12 protein-coding genes are annotated in these 14778 nt (G+C 25.6%); all 12 read right to left on the bottom strand.

The window, feature by feature from the left end:
- Position 1: 1 nt before the first annotated feature.
- Genes murB through mraZ form a run of 12 tightly spaced genes read right to left on the bottom strand, consistent with a single transcriptional unit; the run spans position 2 to position 14643 of the window.
- Positions 2 to 940 carry a UDP-N-acetylmuramate dehydrogenase gene (gene murB, locus ACTTAV_RS02605; RefSeq protein ID WP_440670004.1) on the bottom strand — a complete coding sequence of 313 codons (939 nt, stop codon included), beginning with the start codon at positions 938 to 940 and terminating at the stop codon, positions 2 to 4.
- Positions 907 to 2304 (bottom strand): UDP-N-acetylmuramate--L-alanine ligase, encoded by a 1398-nt coding sequence (murC, locus tag ACTTAV_RS02600; protein ID WP_440670002.1) that lies wholly within the window; start codon positions 2302 to 2304, stop codon positions 907 to 909. The genes murB and murC overlap by 34 nt, the downstream gene beginning before the upstream one ends.
- Positions 2294 to 3355 (bottom strand): UDP-N-acetylglucosamine--N-acetylmuramyl-(pentapeptide) pyrophosphoryl-undecaprenol N-acetylglucosamine transferase, encoded by a 1062-nt coding sequence (locus ACTTAV_RS02595; RefSeq protein ID WP_440670000.1) that lies wholly within the window; start codon positions 3353 to 3355, stop codon positions 2294 to 2296. The genes murC and ACTTAV_RS02595 overlap by 11 nt, the downstream gene beginning before the upstream one ends.
- A 1-nt stretch (position 3356) precedes the next feature.
- Positions 3357 to 4481 (bottom strand): FtsW/RodA/SpoVE family cell cycle protein, encoded by a 1125-nt coding sequence (locus ACTTAV_RS02590; RefSeq protein WP_440669998.1) that lies wholly within the window; start codon positions 4479 to 4481, stop codon positions 3357 to 3359.
- Positions 4471 to 5766: a UDP-N-acetylmuramoyl-L-alanine--D-glutamate ligase gene (gene murD / locus ACTTAV_RS02585; RefSeq protein ID WP_440669996.1), complete on the bottom strand. Its 1296-nt coding sequence runs from the start codon at positions 5764 to 5766 to the stop codon at positions 4471 to 4473. The genes ACTTAV_RS02590 and murD overlap by 11 nt, the downstream gene beginning before the upstream one ends.
- A complete protein-coding gene (gene mraY / locus ACTTAV_RS02580; protein ID WP_440669995.1) occupies positions 5766 to 6851 on the bottom strand; it encodes a phospho-N-acetylmuramoyl-pentapeptide-transferase in 1086 nt (361 codons plus the stop codon). Before mraY ends, murD begins: the two co-directional genes overlap by 1 nt.
- Positions 6851 to 9694, bottom strand: a complete 2844-nt coding sequence (locus tag ACTTAV_RS02575) for a UDP-N-acetylmuramoyl-L-alanyl-D-glutamate--2,6-diaminopimelate ligase (protein ID WP_440669994.1) — start codon at positions 9692 to 9694, stop codon at positions 6851 to 6853. Before ACTTAV_RS02575 ends, mraY begins: the two co-directional genes overlap by 1 nt.
- 3 nt (positions 9695 to 9697) lie before the next feature.
- Positions 9698 to 11386, bottom strand: coding sequence for a peptidoglycan D,D-transpeptidase FtsI family protein (locus ACTTAV_RS02570; RefSeq protein WP_440669992.1), 1689 nt, complete (start codon positions 11384 to 11386; stop codon positions 9698 to 9700).
- A complete protein-coding gene (locus tag ACTTAV_RS02565; RefSeq protein ID WP_440669991.1) occupies positions 11379 to 11684 on the bottom strand; it encodes a cell division protein FtsL in 306 nt (101 codons plus the stop codon). The genes ACTTAV_RS02570 and ACTTAV_RS02565 overlap by 8 nt, the downstream gene beginning before the upstream one ends.
- Positions 11681 to 12691, bottom strand: coding sequence for a 16S rRNA (cytosine(1402)-N(4))-methyltransferase RsmH (gene rsmH / locus ACTTAV_RS02560; RefSeq protein WP_440669989.1), 1011 nt, complete (start codon positions 12689 to 12691; stop codon positions 11681 to 11683). Before rsmH ends, ACTTAV_RS02565 begins: the two co-directional genes overlap by 4 nt.
- Positions 12692 to 12709: 18 nt before the next feature.
- On the bottom strand, positions 12710 to 14173 hold the full coding sequence (gene ftsZ, locus ACTTAV_RS02555; protein ID WP_440669987.1) for a cell division protein FtsZ: 1464 nt from the start codon (positions 14171 to 14173) through the stop codon (positions 12710 to 12712).
- 14 nt (positions 14174 to 14187) lie between these two features.
- Complete coding sequence (mraZ, locus tag ACTTAV_RS02550) at positions 14188 to 14643, bottom strand: division/cell wall cluster transcriptional repressor MraZ (protein ID WP_440669985.1); 456 nt, start codon at positions 14641 to 14643, stop codon at positions 14188 to 14190.
- Between the last annotated feature and the right edge of the window lie 135 nt (positions 14644 to 14778).

The raw sequence follows: 14778 nt of genomic DNA, 5'->3' as shown, positions 1-14778 counted from the left end.
TTTATTCCAATATTTTGATTTCTTTTTCTAAACTAATCCCAGTTTTTTCAAAAACCTTTTTTGTTACAAATTTGATCAAGTTATTCATATCATTAAAGGTAGCATTACCCTCGTTTACAAAAAAATTACAGTGTTTGGCTGAAATGGAAGCATCCCCAAAAGTTTTATCTAAGGGCACCGATTGCTTAATAAGTTCCCAAACTTTTTTATTTGTTTGGGAGATTGGATTTTTAAAAGTACTTCCACTTGTTTTTATTTTTGTGGGCTGTACTTGCTCTTTTTTCTTTTTTAGTTTGGCTGTCTCTAATCTAATTTTCGATGAGCTCGATTTTACTCCTTTAAATGAGGCACTTAAAAAAATAAGATCATCATTTAAGTCATTTTTTCTGTAATCAAAATTAATATCTTTACTTGGAATAGTCACGACATTTCCTGATTTATCTATTGCTTGGATTGATAATAATATATCTTTAAACTCTTTACCAAAGCATCCAGCATTCATTTTAATCCCTCCTCCAACTGTTCCCGGAATACAAGATAAGAACTCAAAACCACTCAAATTATTTTCAGATGTAAAATCTGACAAAGATTTATCTAAAACAGCACTGCCTGCTATAACAACATTTTCTCTCAGAAGCGAAATATTATTAAAATTTTTGCTAAGTTTGATTACTATACCATCAAATAATTTATCTGAGACTAGTATATTTGAACCTGCTCCAAGAATAAAAATTTTTTCTTTATTATTTATCTTTTTTAAAAATTTTACTAATTCTTTTAGATTATCAGCCTTAAAAAAAGCTTTTGTTTTTCCACCTATATTAAACCAGTTTTTTTTTTTAAGATCATATTCGAATTTAACACTATCACCAAACTCACCTAAAAATTCTTTTAATTCACTAAGTGTCATTTCATTAATTTTGGAAGTTCTTTCATCCAATTTGATATTGAGCCTGCACCCATTCCAATAACAATTTTTTTACCGTACATATTTTTTTTTAAAAAGTTTGCTAATTGATTTTTATCATTGATTAAAAATAATTTAACTTTTGAATTTCTGATTATTTCTTTTGCAAAATTTAAATAATTAAAGCCTAATTTCATTTTTTCTCCTGCTGAATATATTGGACACAAAATGACCGTATCAGCATTTTTGAAGGCAAAAGAAAATTCTTTTCTCAAATCTTTAAGTCTTGAAACTCTGTGAGGTTGAAAGATGCAAACCTTATCATAACTTTTATAAACTTTATTTACACCATCTAATACTCCTTTAATTTCAGTAGGATGATGAGCATAATCATCAAAAAAATCTATATTATTATATCTAAAAATTTTATTAAATCTTCTCTGAACACCCTTAAAATTTAACAAACCCTTTTTAATATCCAATACTGAAATACCAATTGTAATTGCTACTGCTGAAGCGGCAACTGAATTTCTTACATTATGGACTCCTAATAATGGTATCTTGATTTTTTTTATAAGTATTTTTTTTTTGTTAGGCAAGTTAACCAATAAATCAAAATCAGTATATTCTTTATTTTGATGTATATTCTTTATATAAAAATTTGATTTAGGATTTGTTCCATAGGTATAAAAATTTTGGTTTTTTAATTTTTTAATAATTTGCCTATTAATTTTGTCATCCAAACAAATAAATGATTTACCAAAAGAGGGAACCTTATCAATAAACTCGATAAAATATTTCTTTAGTTCATCAATTGATTTGTAAAAATCCATGTGCTCTCTATCTATATTTGTAATAATTGAATAAGTTGGAGGAATATGAATAAAACTTCCATCTGATTCATCTGCTTCTAAAACTGACCAATCACTTTTTCCTAATTTAGCAGTATTTTTTATAGAATTAATCACACCACCATTGATTATTGTGGGATCTAATTTTGTTTTTTGAAGTATAGAAGCTACTAAAGAAGTTGTGGTTGTTTTGCCATGTGAACCTACTACTACAATATTTTTCATTAATGAAACAATATGTGCTAACATTTTTCCTCTAGTAATTATTGGTAATTTTTTTTTTTTTGCTTCTTTCATTTCAGGATTATTTTTTTTAATTGCTGAAGAGATAACTACAATTGTTGCATCTTTAAGATTTTGTTTTTTATGTCCAATAAAAATTTTTATTCTTTCTTTTTTTAATCTTTCAATATTTTTGTTTAAAGATAAATCGCTACCTTGAACTTTAAAACCTTTTCCTTTCATTATTAAAGAAAGCCCACTCATTCCTATTCCGCCAATTCCAACAAAATGGATAATTTCGGTTTTTGCTAGTTCAATTTTCATTTATAGTTTCTAATATTTTTTGATTAACATTAATCCAAGTATTTTGATAATTTAATCTTTTTAAATTCTCTTTTTTAGTTAAAAAATCTGTTTTATTTTGAATTATATTAACAATCAGTTCCTCTATTTTTTCCTCAAAAAGTTGTTGTTTTAATATCCAACAGCAATCTTTACTTTTATAAAAATTTGCATTTTCAAGTTGATGATCATCTTTTGAAGTTGGTAAAGGTACAGTTATAAACGGTATGTTCAAAATAGATAATTCAGCTAAAGTTGAAGCTCCTGCTCTAGTGATACAAAGATCTGACTTTATTAAAATTTTTTCAAATTCTGGATCAAAGGAAAAAATTGAACACTCAACACCATTCTTTTGATAATAATCTTTTAAAATTTGAATATTTTTTTCGCTAGTTTGATGATAAATTTTAATTTGGAATTTTTTTGAAATATTAACAAACTTCTTTTTTAATTCATGGTCAAAAACCTTGGCACCTTGGCTTCCACCAACTACTAATATATTTAATTTATCATTATCAGAGGATGTGCGATTGATTTTATAAATTTTTTGTCTAACCAATGGATCTATAATTTGTATCTTATTTATATGTTTTGACGGAAAATTTTTAATTTTTTCTGTATAACAAAAAATTTTTTGGCATGAGTCTAAAAAAAATTTATTTGCTCTACCTAAAACATGATTAGGTTCTATTAAATAAATTTTCAATTTCAATAATCTAGCAGCTAATATTACTGGTAAAGACATATAACCACCTGTAGAAAATAATTTTTCAATTTTTTCAGTTTTTAATAATAGATATGATTTTATAGTAAGTATAAAAACAATTACTAAATTAAGTGGTAATAAGAAAAGATTATTTAGTTTTGGGGTATTAATAATTTTATATTTACAATCTTTTTCTAAATATTTTAATCCTCTTTTATCACTAGAAATAATTACATTTGTGTCTTTTGCCAAATGTTCATAAAGTATTATTGCGGGTATTACATGTCCTCCAGAACCTCCTGTGGAAATTAAATAATTTTTACTCATACTAATTTATTTTTCTTTTAGTCAAATTTAAAATTACTCCTGATAGTATCGAGATACTTATGATTGATGATCCGCCATAGCTTATAAATGGGAGTGTCATTCCTGTTGTTGGAAATAATCTTATATTTACTCCCACATGTATCATTGTTTGCATTAAAATTAGACTTATGGATCCTACTAAAATTAATTTTATTTTTTCATCATTTTCAAAATAGACTTTTTTAAAAACAGAATAAATAAATACTAAAAACAAAAATAAGATTAAAATTATGGCAATAACGCCAAACTCCTCAGATATTACAGAAATAATATAATCTGTATGAGCTTCAGGGACTCTATTCTTCAATGTTCCCTCTCCAATACCCTTTCCAAAAAATCCTCCACTTGTAATAGATTCTAGGGCTTTATCTGACTGAAAATTATAGGTACCACTCTCAGAGTCGAAAAAGGATATTAATCTATTTTTAATATATTCAAATTTTGGAACAAAAAAAATTACATAAAAAAAAACGATAGCTAAAATTGAAAAAAGAATAATTAGAAAAATTATACTTATACCTGAGGTAAAAATTAATATTGACCAGCTAAACAATACTAAAAGTGTTTGTCCTATATCAGGTTGAAGAGATAGTAATAGAACAACACTTAATGTAATGATAAAAGAGAAACAATATTTAAAAATAATATTATTATACTTTTGGTTACATAAGATTAAACTAGTAAAAATTATCAAAAAGGGTTTAACCAATTCAATAGGCTGGAACCTAGGTAGAAAATATAAATCTATCCATCTCTTTGACCCTTTAACTTCAATGCCAATTAAAGGAACTAGTAACAAAAAAACTAATGAAATAAAAAAAACTACAATTGAATATTTAAAAAGTTTTTTTTGATCTATTGATGAAAAAATGAAAATTACAGTTATTCCTAATATTATAAAAAATAAATGTTTAAAAAAAAATGAGTAATCATTAGTATCCAAATTATCTGATACTATTAGTGATGTTGATACTAATGAAAAAAATAAACCAACTAAAAATAACAGAATTATTAAAGAAAATATAAATTTATCAATATTTTTCCACCAACTATAATATAAACTATATAAGAGATTCTTACTTTCCATTTAAATGTTGCTTAATCAGTTGATTAAAATAATGCCCTCTATCCTCAAAATTTTTAAAACTATCAAATGACGCTGCGCAAGGACTAAATAGTATTACATTTTTTTTTAACTTTTCTAGCTTAATTAATTTAAAAACATTCTTCAAAGCATCGTTTAGTTTTATAAAATTTTTAAATTTAACTTTACCTTTAAGCTCATTATTAAAAAAAATTTTATTCTTTCCATATATAAAAGCTCTTACATTTTTAAAGTCTTTTTTTCTCAAATTAAGTTTATCTCCTTTTTTAAAAACTCCTCCTAATAACCACATTATATTTGATTTTGATTTTAAAACATCTATGCTTGAAGCAAAACTAGTCGATTTTGAATCATTAATAATAGTTAAAGAATTACTTTGAAAAATAATTTGTTGACGATACTTTAATCCTTTAAATTTTTGTATTGTTTTCAAAATCAAATGTTTTTTAAGTTTTAATTTTTTTGATATTTCTAAAACAAAAGATAAATTTTCTTTATTAGATTCTGAAAAAAAATAACTATTTTTTATTTTTTTGAAAAAATTATAATTTTTATTGACGTCAATTTTTATAATTTTGCAATTGAATTTTTTTAATTTAAGTTTTTTATTAATTAATTTGTCATCTTTTTTTATATAAGCAAAACTTTCTTTTGTTTGTGAATCTATTAATTTAAACTTAGCATCAACATATTTTTTTAAACTTTTGTGTCTTTCAATATGATCAGCGCTTATATTTAATATTGCTGCATATTTTGAAGTAAACATTTTACTGTATTCCAGTTGGTAAGAGGACACTTCAATTACAAAAATTGTTTTTTTTGTAATTTTTTTCTCTGATAAAGCTGGATTGCCAATGTTGCCTATTAATCTAACATCTTTCTTCTGATCTAACAAAATATCAAATAAAATTTTCGCTGTAGTTGATTTTCCATTTGTCCCTGTAATTGCAATACTCTTATTTTTATAAAAAGAATAAAAAACATCTAGATCTGTATAAATTTTTGATAAATTTTTTTTTAAATATTTTGATAATCTACATTTTAAAATATCAATACCAGGGCTGATAATAATTCTTTCAAAATTTAATTTGGATATTTTTTTAAAACTTATTAATTTTTTTTTTAAATTTAAATTATTTCTTAAATTATCATCAAATAAGTAAACATCTGCTTTTTTTTTTAAAAATTTATATGATGAAATTCCACTCTTACCAAGTCCATAGATTAATATTTTTCTTCTTGAAAAAATATTCTCAGTATTTTTCATTATCTTAATTTTAGTGTGGCTAAACCTATCATCGCTAAAATTATTGATATTATCCAAAATCTAATTACAACTGTTGACTCAGGCCAGCCTTTTTTTTCAAAGTGATGATGAATAGGTGCCATTTTAAATATTCTTTTTCCTGTTAATTTATAAGAAATTACTTGAACCATTACTGAAACTGCTTCTAAAACAAAAAGTCCTCCTGTGATTGCTAATACAATTTCGTGCTTAGTAATGATTCCTATAGCACCAAGAGACCCTCCAAGTGATAATGAACCTGTATCTCCCATAAAAATTTTAGCTGGTGGTGCATTAAACCAAAGAAAACCTAAACATGAACCAATTATTGCACCACAAAAAATTGAAACTTCTCCTGTGTCCTCAATATACGGTATTTGCAAATATTCTGAAAAGACAATATTTCCTGTCACATAACTAATAAAAGCAAAACAAGCCGCAACTAATATTACTGGAACTGTAGCTAAACCATCAAGACCATCAGTAAGATTAACAGCATTTGATGAACCAATAATCACAAATACTGAAAAAGGTATGAAAAACCACCCAAGATTTAAAATTAAATTTTTAAAAAATGGAAAATATAGACTAGTCATATCCTGATAATCTACTAAATAAACAAAAAAACTAACTCCTATAGTCGCTAATATAATCTGTATAATTATTTTTAATTTAGATGAGAGTCCTGAAGAGCTGCTATATTTAATTTTTTTGTAGTCATCTAGAGCTCCAAGTAATCCAAAAGAAACTGCCACGTATATACAAAACAAAATATTTATATTTGATAAATCTGCCCAAAATATTACTGAAATCAATAAACCTAATAATATTATTACTCCTCCCATTGTTGGAGTTCCAATTTTTTTAACAATATGATCTTCTGGGCCATCTTCACGTATGGGATTTAAAATTTTCTGATTAGAAAAAAATTTTATAAATGGACCTCCAATTATTAAAACAATTATTAAAGATGTAAAAACAGATAAACCAGTTCTAAAAGTTAAATATCTAAAAACATTTAAGAATCCAAATGTGTCTACAAAATTTAATAAAAATTGATATAACATTAGCTTAAGCCTTTTATTTCTTTTACTATCTGATTGAAACCTGTCGCATTTGAGGCCTTAATCATTAAATAATCATTATTTTTTAAATCTTTTTTAATCAAATCAATAATTTGAGGTTTGTTATACAAAATCCTCCCTTTTTTACTTTTTAAAAGTTTCTCATATGTAAAGAATGCTTTATTTCCCTTTATAAAAACTTTGTCAATTTTAGTTTTATTGATTATAGGTGCAATTGATTGATGAAGTTTTTTTGAATGTTTTCCAAGTTCCAACATGTCTCCTAGTAAAAGATATTTCTTTGACTTTTTTGTCTCAATTTTATCATAGTTTAGTATTGCTGATTTAAGAGATAGAGGGTTTGAATTATAACTTTCATCAATTAAATTAATATTTTTTTTATTAATTTGAATTTTAGTAAAATCTCCTCTCCCTGGAGGTATTTCAAAATCTAAGAAAACATTTTTTTTCAATTTAGAAATATCTAGGTAAATACTCATAACTGCTATTGCAGATAAAATATTATAGATATTATTTTCAAAACTATTAGAAGTTAGAAAATGTTTTATTAAATTATTTACTTTTATTTTGATTAAAAATTTTTTTTGTTTTTTAATAATATTTATAAGTTTGATATTTGATTTATAACTTTTTATACCAAAAGAAATAATATTTAAATTTTTTTTCAATGCTATGTCATTATGTAAATTAAAAAAACTATCATCTGCATTTAAAACAACAAATCCATTTGATCTAGTATTGTGAATTATTTCTGATTTTGCTAAAGCAATATCTTTTATACTTTTAAAATTTTTTGCATGAGCATAATTTATGTTAGTAATAACGCTCACATCTGGATTTATAATTTTAGATAAATGATCTATTTCTCCTTTTTTATCCATACCCACTTCCAAAACTCCATAATCATCTTTCTGACTTAAGTTAAAAAGACTTAAAGGTACTCCAAATTTATTATTATAAGATTTTGGCGAAATACTAACCTGAGAAATTTTTTTTAAAGAATTTCCTAGTAGTTCTTTTAAAGTAGTTTTTCCACAACTTCCTGTTATTGCAATTATTTTAGTATTTATAATTTTTCTAAAAATTTCTGAAGTTTCAGTTAAAAATTTTAATGTATTCTTAACTTTAACTTGACGTTCTTTATTAAATTTATTTTGAATTTTATTAACAATTACAATTGATGCTTTTTTTTTAAAAGATTGCTCAACAAATTTATTTCCATCATGTTTTTTTCCTTTAATTGCAAAAAAAATATCATTTCTTTTTACTTCTTTAGAGTTTATTCTTGATTTCTTTAAAGACAAATTGGATGGAATTTTTTTGTTTTCCGATAATTCTTTTATTATATTAAGTTTTAAACTATTTGATAAACTTGAATTTTTAAACTTTATCTCATCTAAAATTATTTTTTTATCTGAAAAATAAATTTTTTTTTTACCTAAATCTTGAATTTTTTCATGACCTTTACCAGCCACTAGTAATATGTCACCTGAATTTAAATTCTTAATTGCTTCAGATATAGCTTTAACTCTATTGGAAATCTCTTTAATTTTTCTTTTTTTTATTCCTTTCTTTATATCTTTTCGAATTTTATTAGGATTTTCAAATCTAGGATTATCATCAGTAAGATAAATTTCATCAGCATAATCATCAGCAATTTTTCCCATTTTAGACCTTTTATTCTGATCTCTATTTCCACCACATCCAAACAATAGATTTATTTTTTTATTTGGAAATTGCTCCCTCAAATTTAAAAGACATGTTTTCAAAGCCTCTGGAGTGTGTGCATAATCAAGAATTACCATTGACTTATTCTTAATATCTCCAATTTTTTCAAATCTACCTTCCACAGATTTTAGATTTGGAATAACTGATAGAATCTTTTTAAATTCTAGATTACTTTTTTGGGCAGCAATAATTGCCATTAGTAAATTTTTTAATTGAATTTTTCCTATTAAATTAAAATTAATATTTTCTATTGAGTTTTTATATTTTATTTTAAGAGTTTGAGCTTCTCCTTTAAACGAATGAGATAAAATTTGAAAATTATTACTTTTTTTATCTAAAGTATAAAGTTTTAAATTATTCTTTTTTGTAATACTTTCAATTTTCTTAAATTGAGGTATTTCTTGATCTGTTATTACATTGCCTTTTCTTTTAATAAGATCTTTAAATAAATAGAGTTTTGCTTCTAAATAGTTTTTTAAATTTTTATGATAATCCAAATGATCTTGCGATAAATTTGTAAATATCCCTGAGCTAAATTGCAAACCATCAAGTCTATTTTGATTAAGACCATGACTTGAGGCTTCCAAAATTACATTATCTATTTTTTGATTTTTAAGTTTATTTAATATCTGCCCTAATTGTATTGGATCAATTGTTGTATTGGATAAATTTAAGTTAATCTTATTTGATTTCACTCCTAACGTTCCTATGGAAGCAACTTTTTTTTTATTTAAATTTAATATCTGATAGTAAAAGTTTGCAACAGATGATTTGCCATTAGTTCCTGTGACAGCAATTAAATTTTTTGGTTTATTTTTGTATATCTTAAATGAAACTTTAGCTAATAATTTTCTAATATTTCTAGTTTGAATGAATAATACTCCATTTACAAATTCTTTTACTTTTTTTTCAGTTATAATAATTTTTGACCCTCTTTTGATTGCATTGGGTATAAAATTATTTCCATCAATTTTACTACCTCGTATTGCAAAAAAAATATCATCTTTTTTTACTTTTGTGCTGTCAAATGAAATGCCTGAAAAAAAAAACTTTTTAAATTTTTTATTAATATTTGGAATATAATCTTCAAGCAGCATATATTAATTAACTTCACTGTATTTTGTGGCTAAAATAGGCCCAATTTTTTCTAAAATTTGCCCTGTAACTTCAACTGTAGTCCAACCTGCGGTATTGAATGGAGTGCCTTTATATTTAATATTTGATCCATCCCTATAGTGATAAATATAATTTTCATTTGTTTTTGGCTCATCTAACATTAGAGCAAGAACAAACCTTGGTTTAGAAGTTGGAAATATAGCTACAAAAGAATTAATTTTTTTTTTTGAATAACTCCCTTTAAAACTTTTTTCAGCAGTTCCTGTTTTGCCTCCAACCTCATAACCATTTACATTTGCTAATGAAGCTGTCCCTTCTTTTGTTGTAACAATTTTTCTCAAAATTGGTAAAATTTTTCTTGATACTTCATCATCTAAAATTTTTTCTTTTTTCTCTTTTTTGGAATTCATTAATAAACTTGGGTTAATATCATAACCACCATTTACAATTATTGAATAAGCTTTTGCTAATTGAAGTAATGTTGTGGTAATTCCATGACCAAATGAAGCAGTGGCAAGTGGACATTTTCCCCAATTAAATTTGATTGGTGTGCCAGTTTCCTCAATATCAAAGTTGATTTGTTCTACAACTCCAATCTTTGACAAAAACAACTTAAATTTTTCTTCACCTAATTGTTGTGCAATTCTAACAGAACCTATATTCCCAGATCGAACTAAAATTTGTTCTGCAGTTAAATCTGATGGTATTTTCTTATCATATTCTCTAATTTGAAACCCAGCACAATTAAGCATTTTTGGTAAATCATTGAATTCAGTTTCTGGTTGGATAATTTTTTCATTTAAAGCAGCTGCTAGCGTAAAAGTTTTAAAAACTGAGCCAAACTCATATACTCCTTTTGTAACTCTATTAATATAATTTGAGTCAATAATTTTTTCCCTTTTATTTGGATTGAAATCAGGCAGGGAAACTAAAGAAAGAATTTCACCATTATTTACATTCATTAAAATTGCTGCACTTCCTATGGTGTTAAAAATTTGGTTAAATTTAATTAATTCAGTTCTAATTAAATATTGAATATCTTTATCAACAGTTAATTTAATTGGTTTTTTTATGTTTTTTAAATCAATATCTAATGATTTTTCTAATCCTGATATTCCATTATTATTATCATCTATTTGACCAATTATATGACTAAATAAATTTTTTTCTGGATATATTCTTGTTAATTTTTCTTCTGGTTGAATAGATTTATCTCCCAATTTCATTATTTTTTCATAATTTTCTTCTGATATTTTTTTCTCTAAGTAAAAAAAATTTTTACTTTCTAATTGAGATTTGATTTTCTTAAAATCTTTGTCAGGAAAAATATATTTTAAATTAATGATTAATCTTTTTTTATCTATAACTTTTTTGGTACTTATACCAATATCAATCGAACTCACTGTTTTACTTAAATATCTGCCATTTCTATCAATAATGTCTGCTCTATATAAATTATCAGAAGATAAAATTGAAGTATCAGTAAGCTTTGCCTTTGCACTTCTAGAGCCTAGATGAAGTAAATGAATTGAATAAATAATAAAAATTATGAAAAAGATAAAAAAAATAAATGAAATTCGATTAAAAGAAATTTTCAATTTTGATTGATTTTTTTCAAATAAAAAAGCATTTGGATCTTCCTCTATTATGATTTTTGGATTTTTATTATTCATTCGTAAAACTAAATTCGTTAACTTGAAATTTATTAGAATCTTTCTTTATTGTTCTAATTTCCAAAATGTCTTTTTTAATTAATTCGTTATCAAAATATGAATTTTGAAATTCAAGTAATTTTTCTGCGGAGCTCAAATAATCATACTCCAACTTTATATTTCCAAAATCTTTTTTTAAACTTCTGATATTTTCATTTAAAACAAAAATCTCATCATCCAATTTTTTTGTTGAATTTTTAACTATTGCTGTAAATAAAATTAAAAAAAATATTAATGATACAGTTAAAATTTTATTCATAATTTGATTCCATAATTTTCTATTTCAATTAAGTTTTGAAATTTTTTTTTAATATCAGTCTCAAAATTATAAAAATCTTTTTTTTTAACTACATACCTTAATTTAGCTGATCTAGAGGGCATGTTTTCTCTTAACTCTTTTGGAGAAGGTGTTATGGGTTTTTTTTGGACCATACTAAATAAAGTTTCTGGTTGTTCTAAACTAGGAACATAGCGTGATACACTTTTTTTTTCTGATAAACTTTTAAAAAAATGTTTAACTATTTTGTCCTCTAATGAATGAAAAGTTACAACTGCTAAAATGCCATCTTTTTTTAATACTTTTGAAGCAATAATTAATCCATTAATTAATTCACTTATTTCTTTATTAACAAATATTCTTAATGCTTGAAAAACTTTTGTAGCACTATGTATTTTAAAATTTTTTCTTTTTTTTGAATCTTCAATCAATTGAACTAGTGTTTTGGTATCAATTTTTTTTACTTTTCTTGTTTTAACTATATTGATAGCAATTTTTTTTGCTTCTTTTTCATCACCAAAAAACCTGAAGATTTTTTCCAATTCTTTAATATCTAAATTATTAATCACATCTTTTGCAGAAAATTCATTTATGCCCATTTTCATGTTCAATTCACCAGAAGAATTAAATGATAAACCTTTTGCGCTATCTTTTATTTGTGAATATGAATAACCTAAATCAAAAATTATACCTCTTACATTTTGATTTTTAAGTTTAAGATTATCTAATTGACTGAATTTTTTATTTTTGAAAACAAATCTTTCTTTAAAATTTGCAGTGATTTCATCTGCTTTTTTTTTACTTTCTATATCTCTATCTAAAGCAATTACTTGAGTATTTTTATAACTAAGTATTTTTTTTGTGTAACCACCTTGACCAAAAGTGCAATCAATAAATGTGCCACCATGTTGAGGGGTAATAATGCTAATTATTTCATTAAGCAATACCGGATAATGTTTTGGAGCATCCGATACCATGGTGGCTTCCATTTATTTTTTCGAAGACCATTAATTTTTTTGTCTTCGTAAAAAAGCAGGTATTTCTAAATCATCTTCTTCATTATTGTCTTCTGATGAATCTAATAAATCTTCTGATAATGAAGTTTGATTTTCTGAACTGAATAAATCTGGTTCATCAGCTTCAACACCAAATTCTTTTAAATCATTAAAAGATTCTTGTTCATTTTCTCTTGTTGCCAAAACCTCTTCAGAAAAAGAAGTTTCATTTTCATTAGAAGTATTTTCAACAATATGTTCTGCTTCTTGATTTTTTAACAACTCTTCATGATACTGGTTGTTAACCTCATCAATAGATTCATTTCGTACTTGATCTGACACAACCTCGTTTTCAAGTTTAAGAGCATTAGCTCCATGGGATACTGGGTTTGGAGTTGCATTTGAAAAACTAAATGAAGCTGCTCCATTACCTGTTGTAAAATCAGAATATCCTGGATTACGATTTTGAATACGATGAACCATATTGATTACTGATTTGGTTTCAGGTTGTTGCCCATCTAAAGATGTGGCCACTATCGATACTCTCATTTTGCCTTCAAGTTCAGGATCTGTAATCGCACCAATAATTAATTCGGCCTCAGGATCTACTTCGGCTCTTACTTTATTGACTGCTTCATCAACTTCAAATAATTTTAAATCTTTACCACCTGTAATATTAACCAACAATCCTTTTGCACCCTTCAAAGTATAATCATCAATTAATGGATTACTTATAGCCATTTCAGCAGCTTTCATAGCTCTGCCTTCACCTTCAGCTTCACCAGTTCCCATCATAGCTTTACCCATTGAAGCCATAACTGACTCCACATCAGCAAAATCAAGATTTATCAATCCTGGTCTAACCATTAAATCAGTTATGCTTTGAACTCCATGCATTAAAACATTATTTGAAAGATTAAAAGACTCTTCAAATGTAGTTTGTTCATTTGCTATTTTAAATAAATTTTGATTAGGAATTACTATAATAGTATCCACATGTCTTCTAAGTTCTTCTAAACCTTGTTGGGCTCTTCTCATTCTTGATGGACCTTCATATAAAAAAGGTAGCGTAACTACTCCAACAGTTAGAATATTCAATTCTTTTGCGGCTCTTGCAATCACATGTGCGGCTCCAGTTCCTGTTCCGCCACCCATTCCAGCAGCTATAAATACCATGTTGGCACCTTGCAAAATATTTACTATATCGTTTAAAGATTCATCTGCTGCAGCTTGACCAATATCAAGTTTTGCTCCTGCGCCTAATCCTTTGGTTAAATTTAAACCAATTTGAATTTTTGATTTTGCTTTACTATGTTTTAAATCTTGAGCATCAGTATTCACTGCAATAAACTCCACTCCTTGCATTCCGTTATCAATCATTTCATTTATTGCGTTTCCACCTGCTCCACCAATTCCCATTACCAAAAGTCTTGGCTGCAACTCTTTTATCTCTGGTACTTTAAAGTTAATCGTCATTTTATTATCCCCCGTTATTTGTTAAGTTGATGCTCCCATTTAAGGCTTGCTCGATTTAAATTTGCTTTTTTTCTTGCATTAACCTTAAATTTTTCAAAGATTGTTGGTTCCCATATTTGGAATGTTTTTCCTTGACCAACAAATATCATGCTATTTTTAATTTTTGCATGCTTTAGTAATTTTGGAGTTAGTGAAATTCTACCCTCGCTATCAAACTGTAAATTTATACTTTCAGATAAGATTGATGTTGCAAAAAAATCTCTTTTTTCTTCAAAAGGATTAAGTGAGTCAATTGTATTGGAAATTTTCTCTATCCTATCTTGTGGCCATGCTTCAATTGATTGATTGTTAAATGATGGATAACAAATTACACCGTTATATCCTAGGTTAGACAAATACGACCTAAAACTTGCAGGCACTGACACCCTCCCTTTTTTGTCCAATTTGTTTTCGTAGGTTGATAAAAACATAAACCATAAATTCCTTTATTCCCAGTTTATGGGAATATATGGGATAATATGGGTTTTTAAGATTAGAGTCAACAATTACTATTTGTAATTGAGACTTATAAATTTGCCCAAAATTTAGGAATCAAAACGTGAACA

Origin of the sequence: Candidatus Pelagibacter sp. HIMB1483 (assembly GCF_052048135.1) — a bacterium.
Lineage (GTDB): Bacteria > Pseudomonadota > Alphaproteobacteria > Pelagibacterales > Pelagibacteraceae > Pelagibacter.
Note: the sequence above shows the minus strand (reverse complement) of the source record. Positions and strands in the feature narration are given on the sequence as shown.